Raw genomic sequence first — 22,233 nt, forward strand, 5'->3', positions numbered from 1 at the left:
CTTGCGGCGCGGCAAGGTGGCTGTCGGGCGCTTCGGCGGTTAAGGTCGCCGCCTGTTCTTCGTCGACCGGTGTCGCCCCTTGCGTCTTCTCGCCGCCCTTCTCGTCTGGCTGACCTTCACCGCCTCCGCCGTCGCCGCCCCGGCTCAGACGGCGCTGGAGCAGGCGTTGAAGGCCGGGGCCGCCCCCATGGCTTCCGGGACGCAGCGCACCGAACGGATCGAGGCCGAGCTGGTCCCCATGAGCGCCTGGGCCACGCCCGGCGCGACGGCGATCGTCGCCGTGCGTCAGAAGATCAAGCCCGGTTGGCATACCTACTGGCGCAATCAGGGGGATTCCGGCGGCCCGACGACGCTCAGCTGGAACCTGCCCGACGGCGTGATCCCCGGCGACATCCTCTGGCCCCTGCCCGAGCGCCAGCGGCTGCAGAGCCTGATGAACTACGGCTATTCGGACGCGGTCCTCCTGCCCGTTCCGCTTCAGGTCCCGGTCTCGGTGCAGCCGGGCCAGACCCTGTCCTTGCGCGTCGCCGCCCACTTCTACGTCTGCAGCGACGAGATGTGCGTGCCCGAGGACCTCGATCTGGCCCTCAGCCTGCCGGTGCGCGACAGCGCGGCTCCGCTGGACCCGCGCTACGGCCAGGCCATTCAGGCCGTGGTCGCCTCGGCCCCCCGTCCCGCCGGGATCGAGGCCCGCGCCGCCTTCGCCGACGGCCGGCTGACCCTCAGCGCGGTCGGCGGGCCGCTGGCGGGCGCCGCGCCGAAATGGGCCTATTTCTTCCCCTTCCAGGGCGGGATCACCGACCACGCAGCCATCCAGACCGGCCAGCGCGGCGCGCAGGGCCTGACCCTGACCCTGGCTCCGGGGCGCGGCCTCGCCGCCAACGGTCTGAAGCCGCCGCTGGCGGGGGTTCTGTCGACCGATCTCGGCGCCTGGGAGATTTCGGCGGATCAGGGCGCCGCCCTGCCCGGCGCCTCGGGCGAGGGCGTGCTCGGCGACGGCGAAGCGGCGCAAGCCTCCGCCTCGGCCACGACGCCGGTCGCCTTTCTTCAGGCCGCCCTCTTCGCCCTTCTGGGCGGACTGATCCTTAACCTCATGCCCTGCGTCTTCCCCATCCTGGCGATGAAGGCGGCGGCGCTCAGTCGTTCAGCCCACGAACCGGCCGAGGCCCGCCGCGACGGCCTGGCCTTCCTCGCCGGCGTGCTGGCCACCTTCCTGATCCTGGCCGGGGTCCTTCTGGCCCTGCGCGCGGGCGGCCAAGCGCTCGGCTGGGGCTTCCAACTGCAATCGCCGAGCGTGGTCGCCGCCCTGGCCCTGCTGATGCTGGCTGTGGCCCTGAACCTGTCGGGCGTCTTCCACGTGGGCGCGGGCCTGCAAGGCGCAGGGCACGGTCCGCTGGCCCGCCTGCCGGGCGCCGCCGGCGCCTTCTTCACCGGCGTTTTGGCCGTGGTCGTGGCCGCCCCCTGCACTGCCCCCTTCATGGCCTTCGCCCTGGGCGCCGCCCTGCTGATGCCCTGGCCGATGGCGCTCGCGGTCTTCCTGATGCTCGGCCTCGGCCTGGCCCTGCCCTATGTCCTGATCAGCCTCAGCCCGCGTCTTCTGTCGCGCCTGCCCAGGCCCGGTCCGTGGATGGAGACGCTTCGGAACCTCCTGGCCTTCCCCATGTACGGCGCCGCCCTGTGGCTGGCCTGGGTCTATGGCCGCCAGACGTCTGACGCGCTCGCCTTGCTGTTCGGCGCGGGCCTGATGCTGGCCCTGGCCCTGTGGCTCTGGGGCCGTTCGCAGGCCGCGCCCGGCAAGGGCCGCCTCGCCGCCATCGCCGCCGCCCTGTCCCTGCTCGCGGCGCTCGGCCTCGGCGTTCTGGCCGCCCGCGCCGCGCCGGCCTCGACCGACGGTGCCGCCTCCTCCGCCCATCTGCCGTCGCAGCCCTGGTCGGAACAGGCCGTGCAAGCCGCCCTGGCCGAAGGCCGCCCGGTTCTGGTCAACTTCACCGCCGACTGGTGCGTCACCTGCAAGATCAACGAGGGCGCGGCCCTGTCCTCGCCCCGCACCGCAGAGGCGATGCAGGCGGCGAAAGCGGTCTATCTGGTCGGCGACTGGACCCGTCGTGACGACGCCATCACCGCCGAGCTGCAACGTCACGGCCGCTCGGGGGTGCCGCTCTATCTGCTCTATGCGCCCGGCCGAACCGCGCCGCGCATCCTGCCGCAGCTTCTGACCGAGGGGACCGTCGTCGACGCTCTGAAAGACGCCGCCCGCTGACATCCACCGAAGGAGACCATCCGATGATCCGTATGCTGACCGTCGCTTCCGCCTCGCTTCTCCTGCTCGCCGCCTGCCAGCAGCAGCCCGCCGCCGAGCCCGACAAGGCCGCGCCCGCCGCAACCGAAACCGCCGCCGTCGCTGGGCCGGGCGACATGGCTCCGGCCTTCACCCTGGTCGACGCCGAGGGCGTGCAGCGCTCGCTGGCCGACTTCAAGGGCAAGACGGTGGTGCTGGAATGGACCAACGAGGGCTGCCCCTTCGTGAAGAAGCACTACAGCGGCGCCATGCAGGCCCTGCAGCGCGATGCGACCGCCGACGGCGTGGTCTGGCTGACCATCATCTCCTCCGCTCCCGGAACCCAGGGCTTCGTCGAGGGCGAAGAGGCGAAGGCCTGGAAGACCAGGCACAAGGCCGCCTTCACCCATCTGCTGCTGGATCCGACCGGCGAGGTCGGCAAGCGCTATGACGCCAAGACCACGCCGGACATGCGCATCATCGATCCCGAAGGCCGCCTGATCTTCGTCGGCGGCATCGACGACCGGCCCACCAACAAGGTCGAGGATCTGGAAGGCGCGAACAACTTCGTCCGCGCCGCCCTGGCCGACGCCAAGGCCGGCCGCCCCGTCCAGACCGCCTTCGCCCAGCCCTACGGCTGCGCGATCAAGTATCCGGAGACCGTGGAGAGCTGAGGCGGCGCCTCAAACTCATATCTGTCAGGGCCTCAAGCAGCCCAAGGGGCGGTAGGCCCCAAAAAAAGAAACCCTCGCCGGGCGGCTACGCCGCCGGGCGAGGCGGCGAGGTGATGACCTCGACGTTGTCGTTCAGCAGATAGGCCAGTTCTTCCAGCGCGACCTTGCGCTCGGCGGCGTTCGGGGCGGTCTCTACGGCGGCCACCTTCTTGGGCATGTCTTCCGAGATGCCGCGCAGGATGCATTTCAGATCATTATCCGTGCCGCGTTCCTTCAGCACCAGATGGCCCTGCATGTCGCGCTCAGCCAGTTCGACCGTCTGCGCCTTGAAGCCGGTGAAGGCGGCGCCGGCGAAGAAGCCCTGACCGTCAGCCTCGCCGGAGGCGATCCAGCCGTCGACGATGGCTTTCAGCGACCCCGAGCGCGTGACCAGATCAGCGAACAGGGGCTCGTGCGCCACCGAAACCGGCGCGTCCGCAGCGACAGGCGGCTGGGCCGCGGCTTCAGCCACGGACGGATCGCTGAGCATCAGCACGGCGGCGAGGATCAGTCCGCAGGACATGGGCATCCCTTCTCACTGGCGGCCGGGTCGAGAGAATTTCCACACGGAAACCCATGTTGACCGGGCCATTGATTGAACTCTTCTAGGCCTGAGCCATAAACAAAGACTTGCAAACGCCGTACCAGACCACGGGACGGCGATGGGGGAGCCGTCGATGCCGCACGCCGCCTGGACCGAACTGGAAGCCGTGGCGCGCCGCGACGCCGACGCCCGCATCAGTGATCAGTTCGCCGCCGACCCCGCCCGCCTGTCGCGGCTGACCGTGGACGCCGCCGGCCTGCATCTCGACCTGTCCAAGCAGAGCTGGACCGGCGCAGGCTTCGAGACGGCCCTGGCCCTGGCCCGCGCCGCCGACGTCGAAGGCCGTCGCGCCGCCCTGTTCGAGGGCCAGGCCATCAACGTCACTGAAAGCCGCGCGGTCCTGCACCCCGCCCTGCGGGCGCCCGTCGGGGCGGCCTTCCACGCCCTGGGCGAGCCGGTCTCGGCCGAGGTCGACGCCGTGCGCGGCCAGATGCGCGACTACGCCCACGCCGTCCGGTCCGGCATCGAGACGGGCGCCACCGGCCGCCCCTTCAAGGCCGTGGTCCATATCGGGATCGGCGGCTCGGACTTGGGGCCGCGCCTGATCTGGGACGCCCTGCGCCCGCTCGATCCGGCCATCAAGGTGCGTTTCGTCGCCAACGTCGACTCGCGCGACATGGCCGAGGCCCTGTCCGGGCTCGATCCGGCCTCGACCCTGGTCGTGGTCGTCTCCAAGACCTTCACCACCCAGGAGACCCTGGCCAACGCCGAGGTCGCCCGGGCCTGGCTGGCCGCCGCCCTGCCCGCCGAAGGCATGGACAGGCATTTCATCGGCGTCACCGCCGCGCCGGAAAAGGCCGCCGCCTTCGGTTGCGGCCGCACCTTCGCCTTCCGGGACTGGGTCGGCGGGCGCTATTCCCTGTGGTCGGCGGTCAGCCTGTCGTGCGTCATCGGTCTGGGCTGGGACGTCTTCCAGGGCTTCCTCGACGGCGCCGCCGAACTGGACCGGCACTTCCTCGAGGCCCCGCTGGAGGCCAACGCCCCGGTCCTTCTGGCCCTGGCCCAGATTTACAATGTCGACGGCCTGCATCGGCCTGCGCGCACCGTGGCCCCCTACGCCCACGGCCTGCGCCGCCTGCCGGCCTTCCTGCAGCAGCTGGAGATGGAGTCGAACGGCAAGCGGGTACGCTGCGACGGCTCGCCTGTCGGCCGCCAGACCTGCCCCGTCGTCTTCGGCGAGCCGGGCACCAACGGCCAGCACGCCTTCTTCCAGCAGATCCATCAGGGGCCGCAGGTGGTCCCGGCCGAGTTCATCATCGTCGCCTCGACCGATGGTGCGACCTCGGAGGCCCCGCTCTGGGCCAACGCCCTGGCCCAGGGCCAGGCCCTGATGCAGGGCAAGACCGAGACCCACGCCCGCGCCGAACTGATCGCCTCGGGCGCGTCCGAAGCCGAGGCCGACCGTTTGGCCCCGCACAAGACCTTCCCCGGCAACCGGCCCTCGACCGCCATCCTCATGGACCGCCTGACGCCGCAGACCCTGGGCGCCCTGATCGCGCTTTACGAGCACAAGACCTTCGTCGAGGGGGTGATCTGGGACATCAACAGCTTCGACCAGTGGGGCGTCGAACTGGGCAAGGTTCTGGCCAAGGCTGTGCTCAAGGACGTGGCGGCGGGAGCCCCCTCGCCCGAGCTCGACCCCTCGACCGCGGCCTTGCTGACCCGGCTGCTGAAGTGACCGTCGTCGCGCCGCTCTGGCAGAGGCTGGAAGGTCTGGCCCTGCTGGCCGTCTCGGTGCTGGCCTATGCCCGGTTCGGCGAGGGCTGGCTGCTGTTCGCCGTCCTCTTCCTCACCCCCGACCTGTCCTTTGTCGGCTACCTGGCGGGGCCGCGGGTCGGCGCCTGGGCCTATAATCTGGCGCACAGCCTGATCGGGCCGCTGTTGCTGGCGGCGACGGGCGGGCTGACCGGCGGGGGACTGCCCGTCGCCCTCGCCCTGATCTGGCTGGCCCACGTGGGCTTCGACCGCGCCCTCGGCTACGGCCTCAAGTCGCCGGACAGCTTCGGGATCACCCACCTGGGCCTGATCGGCAAGGCGCGGGCCGCGGCTTAGCGACGGGAACCCCGGCGTCGGCGTCGTCGTTCCTCGGACTCAATCAGGAAGCCCCTATGTTCAAGCCCTTCTTTATCACCGCCCTTGTCGGCGCGCTGGCCCTGCCCGCCGTGGCCCAGGACCATTCACGCACCGAGCGGGTGCAGTTCGCGCGCGGCGCCTCGTCCGCCACCCTGCACGGCAATATCCACGGCTATGACATGGTGGACTATGTACTCGGCGCGCGCGCGGGCCAGACGTTGAACGTCCGGCTGCAGCCCACCAACGCCTCGGCCTATTTCAACGTCACGAAACAGGGCGCGGACGAGGCCCTGTTCGTCGGCTCGACCTCGGGCAATCAGTTCACGGGCCGCCTTCCGGCCAACGGCGACTACGTCGTGCGGGTCTATCTGATGCGCAACGCCGCCCGCCGGGACGAGCACGCCAACTACACCTTGAGCATCGGCGTCCGCTGACGCCGGGCACGAAAAAGGCCCGGCGTCGCCGCCGGGCCTTCCTTAGTTTCAACGCCAGAACCTACCAGCGGCGGTCGTAGCGGTAGTCGCGGTCGCGGCGGTTCTGGTGGCTGCGCCACTCGCCGTGGTTCCGCCAGTAGCGGCCGTCGCGGTAGTAGCGGCCGTCATTCCGCTCATAGCGGCCGTTGTAGTAGCCGTCGCGGCTGTTGATGCCGTGGTCGCGCTCCCAGTGGCCCTGGTTCCGGTAGCAGCGGCCGCCGCGATAATAGTTGCAGCCGTCGCGGTCGCTGTCAGAAGCCGCCGCGCCCAGACCGGCGCCCGCCAGGGCGCCGCCGGCGATGTAGCGACCGTCGCCCTGGCCGATGATGGCCCCGGCGACGCCGCCGACGACGGCGCCCAGCACGGCGTCACGGCCGGTGTTGTCGCGATCTCGGTCGCGATAGGACTGGGCGGCGGCGGGGGTCGTGGCCAGCATCGTCAGAGCGATCGCGCCGACGCCGATCTTGGAAATGGTCTTCATGGCGGGGCTCCTTTCGAAAGCCGGTTGATCCGTTGTCTCCCTTTTAGGCGGCCTCCGCTGAACGACCCCAAGGGGTCCCGTTCATATTCAAGTCATCTTTGAGCATCGCCAACCGGGCTCCCGACCCACAGGTCGAGAGCCTCGACGGCGCGGCGTTAGCGTCCCGCGGGATACTGCATGGCCACGCTGACCCGCGCGTCGCCGGTCGACGGCACGGTGAACTTGACCCGGTCAAAGGTCGGGGCCGCCCTCAGGGTCTCGCCGCGGAACATGGCCCAGCCCTCGGCGGGCATGCCGTTCGCCAGGGCCATTTGCTGATCGCCGTTCATGTCGTGTAGGACCGAGACGGAATAGTCGCCCGGCGGCACGTCCTTCAGGGTCACAACCCGGGTTCCGGCAACCGGCGCCTTGATGATCTCGCCGTGGTCGCCCTCGTGCTTCAGGAACTGGGCCGAGGTCTGCAGCCCGACCAGCAGGTCGCCGCCGCGCGCCTGAACGCCGGTGACGGTGATGACGACATCCCCGGCCAGGGCCGAACCGGCCCCCGCCAGCACCAAGGACGACAGGGCGGCGGCCAGGGCCGCCTTTTGAACCGCTTGCATTTTTCTCTCCTCCTCTCGTGACCGGAGCCCGGGCGGCCCCTTGGGTTTCACGAAGACAATGAACTTTGTAGTTTAAAGCTCTTGGAGTCAACGGGCCAAAATCGGGCGTTGTTTCGCCGCCCTCGCCTTGACGCCCCGCAGCGGCCCTCCTACTTGCCCGATGCGTTAGCACTCTTGACGGTCGGCTGCCAAAGCGGCGACCGCCAGGGGGGCCGCCCACCATTTCAGAACGCCCCGCTTCGGGGGTTTAAGAGGGAGAAGTCCGATGGCGTTTCGTCCGCTCGGCGATCGCGTGCTGGTCAAGCGCGTGGAAGAAGAATCCAAGACCAAGGGCGGGATCATCATCCCCGACACGGCCAAGGAAAAGCCCCAGGAAGGCGAAGTCGTCGCCGTGGGCCCGGGCGTCCGTGACGAAGACGGCAAGCACGTCGCTCTGGAACTGAAGGCCGGAGACCGCATCCTGTTCGGCAAGTGGTCGGGCACGGAAGTGAAGATCGACGGCGAAGACCTGATCATCATGAAGGAATCCGACGTCCTGGGCGTGCTGTCGTAAGACGCGCCCCGGTTTCCGGACTCTCGTTTAAAACCAGTTAGATAGGAGCTGCCCGATGGCTGCTAAGATCGTAAAATTCAACACCGACGCTCGCGACAAGATGCTGAAGGGCGTCAACGTCCTGGCTGACGCCGTCAAGGTGACCCTCGGGCCGAAGGGCCGCAACGTCGTGATCCAGAAGTCCTTCGGGGCCCCGCGCTCGACCAAGGACGGCGTCTCGGTCGCCAAGGAAATCGAGCTGGAAGACGCCTTCGAGAACATGGGCGCCCAGATGATCCGCGAAGTCGCCTCCAAGGCGAACGACAACGCGGGCGACGGCACCACCACCGCCACCGTCCTGGCTCAGGCCATCGTGCAAGAGGGCCTCAAGGCCGTCGCCGCCGGCATGAACCCGATGGACCTGAAGCGCGGCATCGACCAGGCCGTCGCCGTGGCCCTGGACGAAGTGAAGACCATCTCCAAGCCGGTCTCGAACAACTCGGAAATCGCCCAGGTCGGCACCATCTCGGCCAACGGCGATGCTGAAATCGGCGAACTGATCGCCCTGGCCATGGCCAAGGTCGGCAACGAAGGCGTCATCACCGTCGAGGAAGCCAAGACGGCTGAAACCACCGTCGACATCGTCGAAGGCATGCAGTTCGACCGCGGCTACCTGTCGCCCTACTTCATCACCAACGCCGACAAGATGGAGGTCGCCCTCGAAGAGCCCCTCATCCTGCTCCACGAGAAGAAGCTGACCTCGCTGCAGCCCATGCTGCCGGTGCTGGAAGCCGTGGTTCAGTCGGGCCGTCCCCTGCTGATCATCGCCGAGGACATCGAAGGCGAAGCCCTGGCCACCCTGGTGGTCAACAAGCTGCGCGGCGGCCTGCGCGTCGCCGCCGTCAAGGCTCCGGGCTTCGGCGACCGCCGCAAGGCCATGCTGGAAGACATCGCCATCCTGACGGGCGGCCAGGTCATCTCGGAAGACCTCGGCATCAAGCTTGAGACCGTCACGCTCGACATGCTCGGCAAGGCCAAGAAGGTCCAGATCACCAAGGACGACACCACCATCGTCGAAGGCGCTGGCGAGAAAGACGGCATCGAAGCCCGCGTCGGCCAGATCAAGCGTCAGATCGAGGACACCACCTCGGACTACGACAAGGAAAAACTGCAAGAACGTCTGGCCAAGCTGGCCGGCGGCGTCGCCGTCCTGCGCGTCGGCGGTTCGACCGAAGTCGAAGTGAAGGAAAAGAAGGACCGCGTCGACGACGCCCTGAACGCAACCCGCGCCGCTGCCGATGAAGGCATCGTCCCGGGCGGCGGCGTGGCCCTGCTGCAAGCCTCCAAGAAGCTGGTCGACCTGAAGGGCGCCAACGCCGATCAGAACGCCGGCATCGCCATCGTCCGCCGCGCCCTGCAGGCTCCGATCCGTCAGATCTCGGAAAACTCGGGCGTCGAAGGCTCGATCGTGGTCGGCAAGGTCATGGACTCGACCGACGCTTCGTTCGGCTTCAACGCCCAGACCGAAGAGTACGGCGACCTCGTCCAGATGGGCGTGATCGATCCGGCCAAGGTCGTCCGTTCGGCTCTGAAGTCGGCCGCCTCGGTCGCCGGCATCATGATCACCACGGAAGCCGCCATCGCTGACGCGCCCAAGAAGGGCGGCGCCGGCGGCGCCCCCGACATGGGCGGCATGGGCGGCATGGGCGGCATGGACTTCTAAGTCCAAGCCAACCAACGCTAAGACTGCAGAAGGGCGGGATCGAAAGGTCCCGCCCTTTTTTCTTGCCTTCTGATCAGGAAAAGAAAGGGCGCCGATCCTTGTCCAGCGCGATGGCCACATCCGCTCGCACCCCGCCCGCCAGCATATGGCGGGTGATGCGCTCGAAGGCCTGGATGAAGACGGCCAGTTCGGCGCGACGTTCGGGCGGCAAGTCGTCCGGATGCATGCCCAGCAACTCCGCCTCCTGTTCGCAACGCCAGTCCAGCACGGCATCAAACGATGGCGCCTTCAGGAACAGGACGGCGTCGAAGCCGGCGAACAGGGCGGCATAGGCCCCGGCCAGTTCGGTGTTGACCGCACAGCGCCAGACGCCCTGTCCGTCCCTCTCACGTTCCAGGGTATTGATGGGTTCGGCCAGTTCCGCCTCCGCCTGAGCCGTCGCCCCCAGACACCAGCCGTCGACCAGAACCGCCGTCGGGCGACCCGTGAACACCGGCCATTGCGCCTCGGGGCGCCGATCATCGGCCAGCTTGTCGAAGGATGGCATGGGCGTGCGCCTGTCAGGCCCGGAAGCGCGCAGGGCGGCGACGGTCGTTTCCAGCAGAACCAGATCGTGCGTCCCCGGCGGACCGCGCACGGCGAACAGGGGGTGGATCGCCCTGCCTTTGGCCTCGCGCTCGGCCTGGGTCAGATAGACGTCGTCCAGCGACAGATGCGCCGCACCGAACCGTTCGGCGGCGGCGCGGGCCAGAGTGGTCTTGCCGCTGCCTTGCGCCCCGGCGATCCCGATCAGCGGGACATGCCCGGACCGCGCATGGGCGTTGATCAAGGCCCCGACCGCGTCCAGCAGCCGGGCGTCGACCATGTCAGTGCTGGCTTTGCGGCAGGCGCACGATCAGGCCGTCCAGATCGTCGCTGACGCGGATCTGGCAGGACAGGCGGCTGTTCGGCTCGACGTTCTCGGCGAAGTCGAGCATCGACTCCTCCATGGCCGAGGGTCGGCCCGTCTCCGAGGCGAAATTCTCGTCCACATAGACGTGGCAGGTGGCGCAGGCGCAGGCCCCGCCGCAGTCGGCGTCGATGCCCGGCACATTGTTGCGGATCGCGCCTTCCATGACGCTAAGGCCGTTCTTGACCTCGACCGTGTGCTCGGTCCCGTCGTGCTCGATGTAGGTGATCTTGGCCATGCAGGCGTCTTAGCCCAGGCCGCGCGGGAGGCAAGCCCAGACGGCGATGAAAAAGCGGTCGAGCGGTCCGCCTCCTCCTGCCGTCATTCCGGGGCGCGAAGCGGACCCGGAACCCAGGCGCCTGCTGCGGTCACGCCTCGGCCAGATGCAACGCCTGGGCCCCGGATCGCCCCTGCGGGGCGTCCGGGGTGACGGCAACATGAAACGGGCCATGAAAAACCCCCGGAGCCTGTCGGCGCCGGGGGCTGTTCGGGTCGATAAGCCTGAAGCCTCAGGCCGCCGCGCGCTTGCGGCTGGGGGCCACCATCAGCTTCTTGGTCTCGGCGATCGCCTTGGCCGGGTTCAGCCCCTTGGGGCAGACCTGGGCGCAGTTCATGATCGTGTGGCAGCGATACAGCTTGAAGGGGTCCTCGAGGTCGTCGAGGCGCTTCTGGGTCGCGTCATCGCGGCTGTCCGAGATCCAGCGGTAGGACTGCAGCAGGGCCGCAGGGCCGAGGTATTCTTCCTGGTTCCACCAGTAGCTGGGGCAGGAGGTCGAGCAGCAGGCGCAAAGGATGCACTCGTACAGACCGTCCAGCTTCTCGCGGTCGGCGGGCGACTGCAGGCGCTCCGTCTCCGGGTCCGGCTGGTCGGACTGGAGGTAGGGCTGGATCGAGTCGTACTGGGCGTAGAACAGCGACAGGTCCGTCACCAGGTCCTTGACCACCGGCTGGTGGGGCAGGGGGGCGATGGTGATGTTGTGCGACGAGCACTCGTCCATGCCCTTGGTGCAGGCCAGGGTGTTGCGACCGTCGATGTTCATCGAGCACGAGCCGCAGATGCCTTCACGGCACGAGCGACGGAAGGACAGGGTCGGGTCGATCTCGTTCTTGATGTGGATCAGGGCGTCCAGAAGCATGGGGCCGTGATCGTCGGACGAGACCTCGTAAACGTCCCAGCGCGGATCGGAATCCGTTTCGGGGTCGTAGCGATAGACCTTGTAGGTCTTGACGTTCTTGGCGCCGGCCGGGGCCTTGTGGACCTTGCCGGTCGTGGGCTTGGAGCCGCGCGGGAGGGTGAGTTGAACCATCTGTCTGCTCTCCCTTAGTAAACCCGAGCCTTGGGCTCGATGTACGAAACGTCGTCGGTCATCGTGTATTTGTGGACCGGGCGGTAGTCGATCTGGACGCCTTCGCCCGGACGCTTCCAGGCCAGGGTGTGCTTCATCCAGTTGACGTCGTCGCGATCCGGGAAGTCCTCGCGAGCGTGGGCGCCGCGCGATTCCGTGCGGTTGGCCGCGCCTTCGATGGTGACCAAAGCCTGAGCGATCAGGTTGTCGTACTCCAGCGTCTCCATCAGATCCGTGTTCCAGATCAGGCCGCGGTCCGTGGTCTTGATGTCGGCGCCGGCGGCGTCGATCGAGCGCAGCTTGGCGACGCCTTCGTCCAGGGTCTTGCCGGTGCGGAAGACGGCGGCGTCCGACTGCATGGCGCGCTGCATCTCGAGGCGCAGCTTGGCGGTAGGGGTCGAACCCGAGGCGTTGCGGAAGCGGTCCAGGCGAGCCAGGTGGGCATCGGTCGTCGCCTTGGGCGCAGCCGGCACGGCCGAGGCCTTATCCACCACTTCACCGCAGCGCAGGCCGACGGCGCGGCCGAACACCACCAGATCGGTCAGGGAGTTGGAGCCCAGACGGTTGGCGCCGTGCACCGAGACGCAGGCGGCTTCGCCCACGGCCATCAGGCCCGGAACCACGCTGTCGGGGTTGCCGTCGCGCAGGGTCAGCACCTCGCCGTGATAGTTCGTCGGGATGCCGCCCATGTTGTAGTGGACGGTCGGCAGGACCGGGATCGGCTCCTTGGTCACGTCGACGCCGGCGAAGATCTTGGCCGATTCCGAGATGCCCGGCAGGCGCGCGTGCAGGATCTTGGGATCCAGGTGGTCCAGGTGCAGGAAGATGTGGTCCTTGTTCGGACCCACGCCGCGGCCTTCGCGGATTTCGATGGTCATGGAGCGCGAAACCATGTCGCGCGGGGCCAGATCCTTCACGGTCGGCGCATAGCGCTCCATGAAGCGCTCGCCTTCCGAGTTGGTCAGATAGCCGCCTTCACCGCGGGCGCCCTCGGTGATCAGGCAGCCGGCGCCATAGATGCCGGTCGGGTGGAACTGCACGAACTCCATGTCCTGCAGCGGCAGGCCGGCGCGCAGCACCATGGCGTTGCCGTCGCCGGTGCAGGTGTGGGCCGAGGTGGCCGAGAAGTAGGCGCGGCCGTAACCGCCGGTCGCCAGCACCACCATCTTGGCGCGGAACTGGTGCATCTGGCCGGTGTCGAGCTGCAGGGCGGTGACGCCGGTGCAGGCCCCGTCCTGCATGATCAGGTCCAGGGCGAAGTATTCGACAAAGAACTTCACTTCGCGACGAACCGACTGGCCGTAGAGGGTGTGCAGGATGGCGTGACCGGTGCGGTCGGCGGCGGCGCAGGTGCGCTGCACCGGACCTTCGCCGAAGTTGCGGGTCATGCCGCCGAAGGCGCGCTGGTAGATCTTGCCTTCTTCGGTGCGCGAGAAGGGCACGCCCCAGTGTTCCAGCTCGTAAACGGCCTTGGGCGCGTTACGGACCAGGTATTCGATGGCGTCCTGGTCGCCCAGCCAGTCCGACCCCTTGACGGTGTCGTACATGTGCCACTGCCAGCTGTCCTCGCCCATGTTGCCGAGCGAGGCGGAGATGCCGCCCTGCGCCGCGACCGTGTGCGAGCGGGTGGGAAAGACCTTGGTGACGCAGGCGACCTTCAGGCCCTGCTGGGCGGCGCCGAGCGCCGCGCGCAGGCCCGAACCGCCCGCGCCGACGACGACGACGTCGTATTCGTGATCGATAAGCTCGTAAGCAGCCATGACGGGATCAGACTCCGGCGGGCAGCGGGGCGGAGCCCATCGCCACACGCACGATGAAGAAGATGCTGGCGGCGGCCAGCACGAGGAAGACGAGGTTCGACAGGTTGATCAGGGTCGTCCGGGCCGAGGGCGTCGGGACGTAGTCCTCGATGATCACCTTCCAGGCCAGGCTGGCGAACAGGAAGAAGACGATGGCCGTCACGGCCAGCAGGCCGGTGTTCAGGGCGTTGCCGAACCAGGCGACCACGGCCTCATAGCCGGCGCCGGCCAGGGTGAAGCCCGACCACAGGACCCACAGGCCCAGCGGCATCAGGGCCAGAAGGGCCAGCTTCTCGATCTTCCACTCGCCGGCGCCGTGGCGCTCGGAGATCTTCACATGGTTCTTGAACTTGGGGGCGGCGCTCACAGCGAAACCTTTCCGGCGGCGAACAGGACGACCCAGAACAGCACGGTCAGGACCAGGGGGCCCCAGACGGCGATGTTGGCCATCAGATTGGCGGACTTCAGATCAAGGCCCTTGCCGGCGTCGTTGATCAGGTGGCGGGCGCCGTTCAGCAGGAATGAGAAGACCACCAGCGACAGGCCGAACCAGATGAAGAGGCCGAACGGCGAGGCCGAGCAGGCCAGAACCTTGGCGTAGGCCTCGGGGCCGGCGGCGACGGCCGCGATCCAGGCCAGCAGCAGGACGGCGCCGACGGTGGCCGCGCCGATGGTGACGCGGAACAGGATGGAGGCCGTCATGGTCACGTGCCACCGCCAGACGTCGGTGAAGGGCGACATCGGCGCCACATGGCCATTGGGATGGCGGACGTAGCGGCCAGTCGGGTCGCCCGCACCCTGGGGAAGGTTCGACATGCGAATGATTCTCAAAAAACCTGTGGAAAAACAGGTCCGGTTGCAGTGCGATAGGCTTTAGTGACCGCAAAGGCCGGGTGTCAACGAACCGGGCCGGATAAGCGCTGCGGATCGCGATTTCCTGATCATGCCTCGCGAATTGCTCGCAACAAGGTCGCCCGATCGTCCTCGGACAGGCGCACGGCGCCCGGGCGGCCCCAGATCGGGTCAGGCCACAGGCCATCGTCGCGGCGGCGCCCCACGACATGGACGTGCAGCTGGCGGGTGACATTACCCAGCGCCGCCGTATTCAGCTTGTCGACGGGGCGGCCCGCTGCCTCAGCCAGATCGCGCACCAGGTCGCCGGCCCGAACAACCTCCTCCATCAGGACAGCGCGCTGCTCGGGCGTCAGGTCGCCCATCTCGACCGCGCCCTCGACGCGGGGCAGCAGGATCAGCCAGACAAAGCGGGCGTCGTCCTGCAGCCGCACCTGACACAGGGGCCAGTCAACGGCGAAGACGGACCCGGCCTCGAAGGCGGGATCGGCTGTGAATTCAGTCATGTCAGATGTTCGTCCTCGAACCAGCGCAGGCGATAGGCGTTCATCGCCGTCGTCGCCAGCCGCGTCGTCAGCCGCCAGTTGACCACCGCCCCCACCGGCGCGCCGATGACGGGGATCAGCTGGGCCAGCTTGGCCAGATCGATGTAGTCGCGGTACTCCAACTGGAACTTGCGCCAGTCGAAGTCCTGGATGCGTTCGGGCTGATGCAGGCCGCGTCCCGCCGCCTCCAGCGCGGACAGGGCCTCGGGCCGATGCCGGGCGCTGGAAAAGGCCAACTGGAATATCCGCAATAGATAGAGCCGCTCCGCCAGGCTCTTGCCCGAATGGCCATAGAGGGCGCCGATCTCGGCCAGCAGCTTGATCTTGATGGCCAGCAGGGCGGGAAAGTCCGCCGCCGCCAGCAGGAAGCCCCCGGCCCCCGCCACCCCGCCCTCGACGCTGGCCGTGGTGCGATAGAAATCCACGCGGGTCTGGATCAGCTCTTCGCGCTTGCGAAGGCTGCCGTGCAGCAACGGTTTGGCTGTGGTCCAGTCGGCCCCGGTCAGGATGCCTCGCGTGGTCAGCTCGACGCCCGAGGTGACGATCTGGTGCACCCGCTCGGGAATGATCCGGTTGATCCGGTCCTGGGTCGCCCGCGTGGTCATGTCCCACAGACCCGGGCGGCGCAGCTGGCGTTCGCGCCAGACCTCGGCTTCCGTGAGGACGCGAGCCTCATACTGTCGATCGTCTTCCGCAGGGGTCATCATGCTTCTCTGGATCAGCGTGACCCTCGCAGGGGCCGACCAAAGGCGCAACGCCCGACGCTTGCTCCCGCTCCGCTGCGGGTCTAGACCGCCCGACATCGAGTACCGTTTCGCACACGCAACATCGACTGGAGAGACCTGTATGGCTCGCGCGAAGATCGCCCTTATCGGCGCCGGAATGATCGGCGGAACCCTGGCCCACGTGGCCGCGCGCGAAGCGCTGGGCGACGTCATCCTGTTCGACATCGCCGAAGGCACGCCGCAAGGCAAAGCCCTGGACATCGCCGAGGCCTCGGCCGTCTTCGGTCAGGACGTGGCCCTGAAGGGCGCCAACGACTACGCCGACATCGCGGGCGCCGACGTCTGCATCGTCACCGCCGGCGTGCCGCGCAAGCCGGGCATGAGCCGCGACGACCTGATAGGCATCAACCTGAAGGTCATGAAGGCCGTCGGCGAGGGCATCAAGCAGCACGCCCCCAACGCCTTCGTCATCTGCATCACCAACCCCCTCGACGCCATGGTCTGGGCCCTGCAGAAGTTCTCGGGCCTGCCCAAGGAGAAGGTCGTCGGCATGGCCGGCGTGCTGGACTCGGCGCGCTTCGCCTACTTCCTGGCTGAAAAGACCGGCGTCTCGGTGCAGGACATCCACGCCTGGACCCTGGGCGGTCACGGCGACGACATGGTGCCGATGGTGCGCCACTCGACCGTCGGCGGCCTGCCGCTGCCGGACGCCGTCGCCGCCGGCTTCCTGTCGCAAGCCGATCTGGACGCCATCGTCGAGCGCACCCGCAAGGGCGGCGGCGAGATCGTGGCCCTGCTGAAGACCGGCTCGGCCTTCTACGCCCCGGCTGAATCGGCGATCGCCATGGCCAAGTCCTACCTGCTGGACCAGAAGCGCGTCCTGCCCTGCGCCGTCTGGCTGTCGGGCGAGTACGGCCTGTCCGACCTCTACGTCGGCGTCCCGGCCCTGATCGGCGCGAACGGCGTCGAGAAGATCGTCGAGTTCACCACCAACGACGAAGAAAAGGCCATGTTCGCCAAGTCGGTCGAGTCGGTGAACGGCCTGATCCAGGCCTGTAAGGACATCGATAGCTCCCTCGCTTAAGAGCGCTATCGTTCGCGACGCGGTCGCTCACTGCTTGAGCGCCCGTCGCTAGTTTGAAGAAAGGGTCGTGCCGGAAGGCGCGGCCCTTTTTCGTGCGGCATCCTTTGAACCCGCTCATCCCGGCGGACGCCGGGATCCAGCGCTTTGGCTACAGGCGCTGGCCAGGATCAAGGCACCCGTTTCCACCGGCACATTTCAGGCTCTAACTGGATCCCCGCGTCCGCCGGGATGAGCAGGCAAGGGAACGGGCCGCCTCAGGCGTGAACCGCCGTCTCTTCCGCCTCGTCGTCATCGCCCCTCTGCTCCAGCCATGAGGCGCTGCGCATCTCGTTCAGGCGCGACACCGTGCGCTCGAACTCGAAGGCGCCGACCCCCTCGGCGTAGAGGGCCTCCGGCTCGGCATCGGCCAGAACCACCAGCCGGGTCTTGGCCTCGTAGAGGGCGTCGATCAGGGTCACCAGACGGCGCGCCTCGTGGTGGTTGGCCGGGCTGAGGGTCGGTACGTCGGACAGGAAGAGGGTGTGGAAGCGCCGGGCGACGGCCAGATAGTCCTGCGGACCCAGCGGCGATCCGCACAGCTCGCTGAAACTGGCCCGCGCCATGCCGCCGACGGTGCGCTGAACCCGGACCTGACGCCCTAGCACCGGCAGGGCGACCGGCTCTTCCGGCTCCCCGCCCTTGAGATCCGACCACAGGGTCTCGAAACCGGCTCGCGCCGTCTCGTCCAGCGGCGAGAACCAGACCTGGGCCCCCGCCATGCGGTCCAGGCGGAAGTCGCGGGCGCCCGCCGTCTCCACCACCTCGCAGCGCTCGCGGAGGATGTCGATAAAGGGCAGGAAGAGCTGGCGGTTGATGCCGTTCTTGTAGAGGTCCTCCGGCGCGCGGTTCGAGGTGACGGCCAGGACCACCCGCTTTTCGAACAGGGCCTCGAACAACCGGCCGAGGATCATGGCGTCGGCGATGTCCGTGACCTGCAGTTCGTCAAAGCACAGCAGCCGCGCCTCCGAGGCGATCAGGGCCGCGATCGGGGGGATGGGATCGTCGCCCTTGCTGGTCCCGAACACGGCCTTGCGGGTGCGGCTGTCGCCCTCGCGCCACTGCTTCACCAGATCGTGGATGCGGGCCATGAAGGCGTGGAAGTGGGCGCGCACCTTCTTCTGCTCCGGCGTGGCCGAATAGAAGAGGTCCATCAACATGGACTTGCCGCGTCCCGGCGGGCCCCAGATGTAGATGCCTTTCACTTCGGGCGGGCGGCCGAATAGGCCCTTCTTCGACAGGTCCGCCTCCAGACGTTCCAGCGCGGCCAGCAGCTCCAGCTGCTGCGGGTCGGGGGCGATGACGCCCTCTTCGACGCGGATGTCGTAGGCGTTTCGGATACGGGAGGTCATGCCCAGCGGCATAGCCCCAAGGGGCGGATCAGGGAAGGCGGAGCGGTTTCATGCCTTCTGAAGCGGCAATTTGGCGAAAACCGGTTGCTTCGCGCCTGCGAAAGACCCAAATGCAGAACCGCTTTTCTCCCCAACGCCCTTACAAGGATATTTTCATCATGGGCTATCGCGTCGCCATCGTTGGCGCCACCGGCAATGTCGGCCGGGAAATGCTGAACATCATCGAGGAGCTGAACTTCCCGGTTGATAAAATGCATGCGATCGCCTCGCGAAAATCCAAGGGCGTCGAGGTGGCCTTCGGCGACAAGACGCTGAAGTGCGAGGACCTGGAGCAGTTCGACTTCTCGACCGTGGACGTCGTTCTGATGAGCGCCGGCGGCACGGTGTCCAAGGCCTGGTCGGAAAAGATCGGCAAGGCCGGTCCCATCGTCATCGACAACTCCTCGGCCTTCCGCATGGACCCCGACGTGCCGCTGATCGTGCCGGAAGTGAACCCGGACGCGGTCAAGCTGGCGCGCAAGAAGAACATCGTCGCCAACCCCAACTGCTCGACGGCCCAGCTGGTCGTGGCGCTCAAGCCCCTGCATGACGCGGCCAAGGCCAAGCGCGTCGTCGTCTCGACCTATCAATCCGTGTCGGGCGCCGGCAAGGAAGGCATGGACGAGCTGTGGAACCAGACCAAGGCCATCTACGGCCTGGGCGACGCCACGCCCAAGAAGTTCCCCAAGCAGATCGCCTTCAACGTCATCCCCTACATCGGCTCCTTCCGCGACGACGGCTACACCGACGAGGAGGCCAAGATGTGGGACGAGACGCACAAGATGATCGACCCCTCGATCAAGCTGACCGTGACCTGCGTCCGCGTGCCGGTCTTCGTCGGCCACTCCGAAGCCGTGACGGTCGAGTTCGATCGCCCGATCGAGCCGGACGAGGCCCGCGAGATCCTGCGCGAGGCCCCGGGCGTCCTGGTCATCGATAAGCTGGAGCACGACGGCTACATCACCCCCGTCGACGCCGCCGGCGAGCACGCCGTCTATGTCAGCCGCATCCGCAAGGACCCGACCGTCGAGAACGGCCTGTCGTTCTGGGTGGTGTCCGACAACCTGCGCAAGGGCGCGGCCCTCAACGCCGTCCAGATCGCTCAGTTGCTGGACGAAACCGGCGTCATCACCCCGTCGAGCGGCTATCGCAGCCTGACGGTCTAAGTGAAGGGGGCCTAACGCCCCGCGCGCGGCGCGAGGCTGCTTGAGGCCCGTTTCGTATCCTCTTGAAGCCTCCGCCGCGTTCGCGCGGCGGAGGCCGAAAGGTCCGCCCAGTGACCGCGTCCCCCTCTGCGAACTCGTCCGAAGCCCGCGCCGCCCTGATGGCGGGGGTGGGCTGCTATCTGCTGTGGGGTTTCATCCCTCTGGTCTTCCAGCAGATGGCGCATCAGGGCGCCGACGCCTGGGAGATCATGGGCCACCGCGCCGTCTGGGGCGTGCTGTGGGCCCTGCTGCTGGTGCTGATCGCTCGCCAGTGGACCCAGGTCCTCGCGGTCTTGCGTCAACCCAAGGTGCTGGGCTGGCTGGCCCTGTCGGCGGTGCTGATCGCCACCAACTGGACCACCTATGTCGTGGCGGTGAACAACGGGCGGACCCTGGACGCCTCGCTCGGCTACTATCTCAATCCCCTGCTCAACATGGCCGCGGGGGCCTGGCTGTTCCGGGAACGGATCGACCGCTTCGGCGCCGCCGCCATCGGCCTGGCCGCCGTCGGCGTGGTGCTGCAGACCCTGGCGCTTGGCCACGCGCCCTGGGTGTCCCTGCTGCTGGCCTTCAGCTTCGCGGCCTACGGCATCATCCGCAAGCGCGTCTCGGTCGAGGCCCAGACCGGGCTCTTCATGGAGTGCCTGCTGCTGGCCGCGCCGGGCCTGGCCTGGGTGATCTTCATCGAGGCGACGGGGCAGGGGCATTTCACCGCCTCGCCGGCCGCCACCTTCTGGCTGCTGTTCGCCGGCCCCGCGACCGTCATTCCGCTGGCCCTGTTCGCCTGGGCGGCCCGGCGGATGCCCCTGTCCAGCATGGGCTTCCTGCAGTTCCTGGCCCCGACCATCGTCTTCTTCATCGGCATGATCCAGGGCGAAGCGCTGGGGGCGTTGCGTATCGCCTCCTTCGCCTTCATCTGGCTGGGCGCCGTGGTCTTCGCCGTCGGCGCTGTGCTCAAGGTGCGCCGCGCCAGCCGCACCGCCGAGACCATTGTCGCGCCCGAACCCGGTCTGCTGGACGACCCGGCCGAGGATCGCATGGCGGCTCTGGACGAGGAAGCGCGTCCTTCGCGTTGAGGTCCGAGGCGGTTCCGTCCTAGAAGAGGCGATGATCCGCGCCCGCTCCCTCGCCGTCCTCGCCATGACCTTCGCCCTGGCGACCGGCTCCTCCGCCTGCGCCCAGAGCGTCGGCATGCAGGGCGGCGGCGACGAAGTCATCCGCACGGCGCGCAGCGAGGCGCCGGTCTCCAGCGCGCCGCCGGTCGTCGTGCCGACCACGGCTGAGACCTTCGACGCGGTCAGCAACACCCTGGACGCCGCCGCCGAGGCCTGGTCCTCGGGCGACGTCGAAGCGGTCATGGCCACCTATGTCCAGGACGAGCCCCTGCTGGTCTTCCTCGGCGACACCCCGGTGAAGGGACCCGACGCCGTGCGCGCCGCCCTTGAGACCCGCGCCGCCCAGCCGGGCGGCCTGGGTCAGATGACCTATGAGTGGTTCGAGACCCTGCAGTTCGACGTCAACACCACCGTGGTTTCGGGCCGGGTGCTCATGCGCCGCGAAGGCAAGACCCATCGCGGCCTGTTCACCCGCGTGCTGCGCCGCACCGAGGACGGATGGCGTATCGTCCACGACCAGTTGGCCTGGGGCGCGGAAGGCTGAATTTACAGTGCGGCGTAAAGCGCCTCGACCAAACGCGTGGCGCGCGGATCGCCGATCAGGTGCGGCGACTGGCGCGTCATGACATAGGCGGCCGAAACCCCCGTCGCCTGATCAGCGAAGGCCATGGATCCGCCCCAGCCGCAATGGCCCACGGCCTCCGGATTGGGTCCGAAGACGTTCAGACCCGCGTTGCGTGTGAAGCCCGCCCCCCAGCTCATGACATAGGGCAGGACCTTGTCCTGACCGTGGATGCGTTCACGCGTCGCCTGGGTCAGTGTGTCCTGCGACAGGACGGGCAGGTCGTCCAGGGCGCCGCCCGTGGCGATGATCGACATCATCCGCGCCAGATCCTTCGCCGTGGCGTGCAGATTGGCCGAGGGGATTTCCGCCATGCGCCACTCGGTCGAGCCGCGCCCGCCGGGCGCCGAGCCCCGGTCGAGGAAGGCGGCCTTCTTGATCGCGTCGATGGGACCCAGGTCCGGCGCCGCCGCGGGTTTGCGCAGCTGGGCCACGCGGCCGTGCTCGCTCTCGGGCAGGCCGATCCACAGGTCCAAATCGAAGGGCCGGGCGAAGTCCTCGCGCAGGGCCGCGCCCATGCTGCGCCCGTCGACAAGGCGGAACAGCTCGCCCGCCAGATAGCCGATGGTGATGGGGTGATAGCCCGAGGCCGTGCCCGGCTCCCAAAGGGGCGTCTGGGCCGCCAGCCTGTCCAGCACCGCCTGGCGGTCGAACCAGATCTCGGGCTCGGCCCCGCCGTCGAAGCCCGGCAGACCCGACTGGTGGCTCATCAATTGGCCGACGGTCAGCCGGTCCTTGCCCGCCGCCCCGAAGGCCGGCCAGTGGTCGGCGACGCGATCTTCGTAGGAGAGCAGGCCCTTGTCGACGCAGCGCGCGATCATCAGGGCCATGACCGCCTTGCCGGTCGAGAAGACCGGAACCAGCGTCTCCTCGGTGAAGGGCGTGCGCCCCGCCACATCCGCCGACCCGGCCCAGAGGTCCACGGCCACCTCGCCGTCGACGGTGACGGAAAAGCGCGCGGCCAGTTCATTCAGCCCTTCGGGCGCGTCGGTGAAGTTGGCGGCGAAGGCGTCCTTCACCGCATTGAAGCGGGCAGGGCAGAGGCCGTGGATTTCGGGCTGAGCGGTCATGGCGGGGGTCTAGCG

24 protein-coding genes are annotated in these 22,233 nt (G+C 68.0%); 11 read left to right on the forward strand and 13 right to left on the reverse strand.

Annotated features, from left to right (window positions below):
- The first annotated feature begins 79 nt into the window (after positions 1 to 79).
- Together ACI2KI_RS12670 and ACI2KI_RS12675 are read left to right on the forward strand one after the other, a co-directional pair.
- Positions 80 to 2,260 (forward strand): protein-disulfide reductase DsbD family protein, encoded by a 2,181-nt coding sequence (locus ACI2KI_RS12670; RefSeq protein ID WP_404620565.1) that lies wholly within the window; start codon positions 80 to 82, stop codon positions 2,258 to 2,260.
- Positions 2,261 to 2,283: 23 nt separating this feature from the next.
- A complete protein-coding gene (locus tag ACI2KI_RS12675) occupies positions 2,284 to 2,952 on the forward strand; it encodes a thioredoxin family protein (protein ID WP_404620567.1) in 669 nt (222 codons plus the stop codon).
- Between the two features lie 85 nt (positions 2,953 to 3,037).
- On the opposite strand, the gene ACI2KI_RS12680 is transcribed toward ACI2KI_RS12675, so the two are convergent.
- Positions 3,038 to 3,514: a hypothetical protein gene (locus ACI2KI_RS12680; RefSeq protein WP_404620569.1), complete on the reverse strand. Its 477-nt coding sequence runs from the start codon at positions 3,512 to 3,514 to the stop codon at positions 3,038 to 3,040.
- Positions 3,515 to 3,668: 154 nt separating this feature from the next.
- Here ACI2KI_RS12680 and pgi point away from each other — a divergent pair, with 154 nt between their 5' ends.
- Genes pgi through ACI2KI_RS12695 form a run of 3 tightly spaced genes read left to right on the forward strand, consistent with a single transcriptional unit; the run spans position 3,669 to position 6,102 of the window.
- Positions 3,669 to 5,273 carry a glucose-6-phosphate isomerase gene (pgi, locus tag ACI2KI_RS12685; RefSeq protein WP_404620571.1) on the forward strand — a complete coding sequence of 535 codons (1,605 nt, stop codon included), beginning with the start codon at positions 3,669 to 3,671 and terminating at the stop codon, positions 5,271 to 5,273.
- The gene (locus ACI2KI_RS12690) at positions 5,270 to 5,647 is read left to right on the forward strand and encodes a DUF4260 domain-containing protein (RefSeq protein WP_404620573.1); all 378 of its coding nucleotides are present in this window, start codon (positions 5,270 to 5,272) and stop codon (positions 5,645 to 5,647) included. Before pgi ends, ACI2KI_RS12690 begins: the two co-directional genes overlap by 4 nt.
- A 56-nt stretch (positions 5,648 to 5,703) precedes the next feature.
- Entirely contained in the window at positions 5,704 to 6,102 is a 399-nt protein-coding gene (locus tag ACI2KI_RS12695) for a hypothetical protein (RefSeq protein WP_404620575.1), read from the forward strand.
- Between the two features lie 61 nt (positions 6,103 to 6,163).
- Here ACI2KI_RS12695 and ACI2KI_RS12700 read toward each other — a convergent pair whose 3' ends face one another.
- Both ACI2KI_RS12700 and ACI2KI_RS12705 read right to left on the reverse strand, forming a co-directional pair.
- The gene (locus ACI2KI_RS12700) at positions 6,164 to 6,622 is read right to left on the reverse strand and encodes a hypothetical protein (protein ID WP_404620577.1); all 459 of its coding nucleotides are present in this window, start codon (positions 6,620 to 6,622) and stop codon (positions 6,164 to 6,166) included.
- 155 nt (positions 6,623 to 6,777) lie between these two features.
- On the reverse strand, positions 6,778 to 7,224 hold the full coding sequence (locus tag ACI2KI_RS12705) for a DUF2141 domain-containing protein (RefSeq protein ID WP_404620579.1): 447 nt from the start codon (positions 7,222 to 7,224) through the stop codon (positions 6,778 to 6,780).
- A 265-nt stretch (positions 7,225 to 7,489) separates the two neighbouring features.
- Between ACI2KI_RS12705 and groES the strand changes: the two genes are divergently transcribed.
- Together groES and groL are read left to right on the forward strand one after the other, a co-directional pair.
- Positions 7,490 to 7,777, forward strand: a complete 288-nt coding sequence (gene groES, locus ACI2KI_RS12710; protein WP_003167913.1) for a co-chaperone GroES — start codon at positions 7,490 to 7,492, stop codon at positions 7,775 to 7,777.
- 55 nt (positions 7,778 to 7,832) lie between these two features.
- Positions 7,833 to 9,479 (forward strand): chaperonin GroEL, encoded by a 1,647-nt coding sequence (groL, locus tag ACI2KI_RS12715; protein WP_404620581.1) that lies wholly within the window; start codon positions 7,833 to 7,835, stop codon positions 9,477 to 9,479.
- A 73-nt stretch (positions 9,480 to 9,552) separates the two neighbouring features.
- On the opposite strand, the gene ACI2KI_RS12720 is transcribed toward groL, so the two are convergent.
- The 8 genes from ACI2KI_RS12720 to ACI2KI_RS12755 form a co-directional block, all read right to left on the reverse strand.
- Positions 9,553 to 10,344 carry a kinase gene (locus ACI2KI_RS12720; RefSeq protein WP_404620583.1) on the reverse strand — a complete coding sequence of 264 codons (792 nt, stop codon included), beginning with the start codon at positions 10,342 to 10,344 and terminating at the stop codon, positions 9,553 to 9,555.
- Position 10,345: 1 nt separating this feature from the next.
- The gene (locus tag ACI2KI_RS12725; RefSeq protein ID WP_300197569.1) at positions 10,346 to 10,666 is read right to left on the reverse strand and encodes a 2Fe-2S iron-sulfur cluster-binding protein; all 321 of its coding nucleotides are present in this window, start codon (positions 10,664 to 10,666) and stop codon (positions 10,346 to 10,348) included.
- 271 nt (positions 10,667 to 10,937) lie between these two features.
- Positions 10,938 to 11,735 carry a succinate dehydrogenase iron-sulfur subunit gene (locus ACI2KI_RS12730; protein WP_292084944.1) on the reverse strand — a complete coding sequence of 266 codons (798 nt, stop codon included), beginning with the start codon at positions 11,733 to 11,735 and terminating at the stop codon, positions 10,938 to 10,940.
- Positions 11,736 to 11,749: 14 nt separating this feature from the next.
- The gene (sdhA, locus tag ACI2KI_RS12735; protein ID WP_404620586.1) at positions 11,750 to 13,534 is read right to left on the reverse strand and encodes a succinate dehydrogenase flavoprotein subunit; all 1,785 of its coding nucleotides are present in this window, start codon (positions 13,532 to 13,534) and stop codon (positions 11,750 to 11,752) included.
- Positions 13,535 to 13,541: 7 nt separating this feature from the next.
- Positions 13,542 to 13,940 (reverse strand): succinate dehydrogenase, hydrophobic membrane anchor protein, encoded by a 399-nt coding sequence (locus ACI2KI_RS12740; protein ID WP_404620588.1) that lies wholly within the window; start codon positions 13,938 to 13,940, stop codon positions 13,542 to 13,544.
- Positions 13,937 to 14,314 carry a succinate dehydrogenase, cytochrome b556 subunit gene (sdhC, locus tag ACI2KI_RS12745; RefSeq protein ID WP_404620865.1) on the reverse strand — a complete coding sequence of 126 codons (378 nt, stop codon included), beginning with the start codon at positions 14,312 to 14,314 and terminating at the stop codon, positions 13,937 to 13,939. Before sdhC ends, ACI2KI_RS12740 begins: the two co-directional genes overlap by 4 nt.
- Before the next feature lie 200 nt (positions 14,315 to 14,514).
- Positions 14,515 to 14,931 (reverse strand): HIT domain-containing protein, encoded by a 417-nt coding sequence (locus ACI2KI_RS12750; RefSeq protein WP_404620590.1) that lies wholly within the window; start codon positions 14,929 to 14,931, stop codon positions 14,515 to 14,517.
- Positions 14,928 to 15,674 (reverse strand): EcsC family protein, encoded by a 747-nt coding sequence (locus tag ACI2KI_RS12755; RefSeq protein WP_404620592.1) that lies wholly within the window; start codon positions 15,672 to 15,674, stop codon positions 14,928 to 14,930. The genes ACI2KI_RS12750 and ACI2KI_RS12755 overlap by 4 nt, the downstream gene beginning before the upstream one ends.
- A 142-nt stretch (positions 15,675 to 15,816) precedes the next feature.
- Between ACI2KI_RS12755 and mdh the strand changes: the two genes are divergently transcribed.
- Positions 15,817 to 16,779: a malate dehydrogenase gene (mdh, locus tag ACI2KI_RS12760; protein WP_404620594.1), complete on the forward strand. Its 963-nt coding sequence runs from the start codon at positions 15,817 to 15,819 to the stop codon at positions 16,777 to 16,779.
- A gap of 254 nt (positions 16,780 to 17,033) precedes the next feature.
- On the opposite strand, the gene zapE is transcribed toward mdh, so the two are convergent.
- Positions 17,034 to 18,167 (reverse strand): cell division protein ZapE, encoded by a 1,134-nt coding sequence (zapE, locus tag ACI2KI_RS12765; protein WP_404620596.1) that lies wholly within the window; start codon positions 18,165 to 18,167, stop codon positions 17,034 to 17,036.
- Positions 18,168 to 18,325: 158 nt separating this feature from the next.
- Between zapE and ACI2KI_RS12770 the strand changes: the two genes are divergently transcribed.
- The 3 genes from ACI2KI_RS12770 to ACI2KI_RS12780 all read left to right on the forward strand — a co-directional run bounded on the left by ACI2KI_RS12770 (position 18,326) and on the right by ACI2KI_RS12780 (position 21,070).
- Positions 18,326 to 19,372 carry an aspartate-semialdehyde dehydrogenase gene (locus ACI2KI_RS12770; protein WP_312064880.1) on the forward strand — a complete coding sequence of 349 codons (1,047 nt, stop codon included), beginning with the start codon at positions 18,326 to 18,328 and terminating at the stop codon, positions 19,370 to 19,372.
- 110 nt (positions 19,373 to 19,482) lie between these two features.
- Entirely contained in the window at positions 19,483 to 20,487 is a 1,005-nt protein-coding gene (rarD, locus tag ACI2KI_RS12775) for an EamA family transporter RarD (protein WP_404620598.1), read from the forward strand.
- A 31-nt stretch (positions 20,488 to 20,518) separates the two neighbouring features.
- Positions 20,519 to 21,070, forward strand: coding sequence for a YybH family protein (locus tag ACI2KI_RS12780; RefSeq protein WP_404620600.1), 552 nt, complete (start codon positions 20,519 to 20,521; stop codon positions 21,068 to 21,070).
- A 2-nt stretch (positions 21,071 to 21,072) separates the two neighbouring features.
- On the opposite strand, the gene ACI2KI_RS12785 is transcribed toward ACI2KI_RS12780, so the two are convergent.
- Positions 21,073 to 22,218 carry a serine hydrolase domain-containing protein gene (locus tag ACI2KI_RS12785; protein WP_404620602.1) on the reverse strand — a complete coding sequence of 382 codons (1,146 nt, stop codon included), beginning with the start codon at positions 22,216 to 22,218 and terminating at the stop codon, positions 21,073 to 21,075.
- Between the last annotated feature and the right edge of the window lie 15 nt (positions 22,219 to 22,233).

It is taken from the genome of Brevundimonas sp. NPDC046655 (genome assembly GCF_044901625.1).
Lineage (GTDB): Bacteria > Pseudomonadota > Alphaproteobacteria > Caulobacterales > Caulobacteraceae > Brevundimonas.

What these genes read in the sequence shown, in the direction of transcription:
- ACI2KI_RS12675 (WP_404620567.1), top strand. Translation starts at nt 2,284, where the DNA reads ATGATCCGTATGCTGACCGTCGCTTCCGCCTCGCTTCTCCTGCTCGCC.
- ACI2KI_RS12680 (WP_404620569.1), bottom strand. Translation starts at nt 3,514, where the DNA reads ATGTCCTGCGGACTGATCCTCGCCGCCGTGCTGATGCTCAGCGATCCG.
- pgi (WP_404620571.1), top strand. Translation starts at nt 3,669, where the DNA reads ATGCCGCACGCCGCCTGGACCGAACTGGAAGCCGTGGCGCGCCGCGAC.
- ACI2KI_RS12695 (WP_404620575.1), top strand. Translation starts at nt 5,704, where the DNA reads ATGTTCAAGCCCTTCTTTATCACCGCCCTTGTCGGCGCGCTGGCCCTG.
- ACI2KI_RS12700 (WP_404620577.1), bottom strand. Translation starts at nt 6,622, where the DNA reads ATGAAGACCATTTCCAAGATCGGCGTCGGCGCGATCGCTCTGACGATG.
- ACI2KI_RS12705 (WP_404620579.1), bottom strand. Translation starts at nt 7,224, where the DNA reads ATGCAAGCGGTTCAAAAGGCGGCCCTGGCCGCCGCCCTGTCGTCCTTG.
- groES (WP_003167913.1), top strand. Translation starts at nt 7,490, where the DNA reads ATGGCGTTTCGTCCGCTCGGCGATCGCGTGCTGGTCAAGCGCGTGGAA.
- groL (WP_404620581.1), top strand. Translation starts at nt 7,833, where the DNA reads ATGGCTGCTAAGATCGTAAAATTCAACACCGACGCTCGCGACAAGATG.
- ACI2KI_RS12720 (WP_404620583.1), bottom strand. Translation starts at nt 10,344, where the DNA reads ATGGTCGACGCCCGGCTGCTGGACGCGGTCGGGGCCTTGATCAACGCC.
- ACI2KI_RS12725 (WP_300197569.1), bottom strand. Translation starts at nt 10,666, where the DNA reads ATGGCCAAGATCACCTACATCGAGCACGACGGGACCGAGCACACGGTC.
- ACI2KI_RS12730 (WP_292084944.1), bottom strand. Translation starts at nt 11,735, where the DNA reads ATGGTTCAACTCACCCTCCCGCGCGGCTCCAAGCCCACGACCGGCAAG.
- sdhA (WP_404620586.1), bottom strand. Translation starts at nt 13,534, where the DNA reads ATGGCTGCTTACGAGCTTATCGATCACGAATACGACGTCGTCGTCGTC.
- sdhC (WP_404620865.1), bottom strand. Translation starts at nt 14,314, where the DNA reads ATGTCGCCCTTCACCGACGTCTGGCGGTGGCACGTGACCATGACGGCC.
- ACI2KI_RS12750 (WP_404620590.1), bottom strand. Translation starts at nt 14,931, where the DNA reads ATGACTGAATTCACAGCCGATCCCGCCTTCGAGGCCGGGTCCGTCTTC.
- ACI2KI_RS12755 (WP_404620592.1), bottom strand. Translation starts at nt 15,674, where the DNA reads ATGACCCCTGCGGAAGACGATCGACAGTATGAGGCTCGCGTCCTCACG.
- mdh (WP_404620594.1), top strand. Translation starts at nt 15,817, where the DNA reads ATGGCTCGCGCGAAGATCGCCCTTATCGGCGCCGGAATGATCGGCGGA.
- zapE (WP_404620596.1), bottom strand. Translation starts at nt 18,167, where the DNA reads ATGACCTCCCGTATCCGAAACGCCTACGACATCCGCGTCGAAGAGGGC.
- ACI2KI_RS12770 (WP_312064880.1), top strand. Translation starts at nt 18,326, where the DNA reads ATGGGCTATCGCGTCGCCATCGTTGGCGCCACCGGCAATGTCGGCCGG.
- ACI2KI_RS12780 (WP_404620600.1), top strand. Translation starts at nt 20,519, where the DNA reads ATGATCCGCGCCCGCTCCCTCGCCGTCCTCGCCATGACCTTCGCCCTG.
- ACI2KI_RS12785 (WP_404620602.1), bottom strand. Translation starts at nt 22,218, where the DNA reads ATGACCGCTCAGCCCGAAATCCACGGCCTCTGCCCTGCCCGCTTCAAT.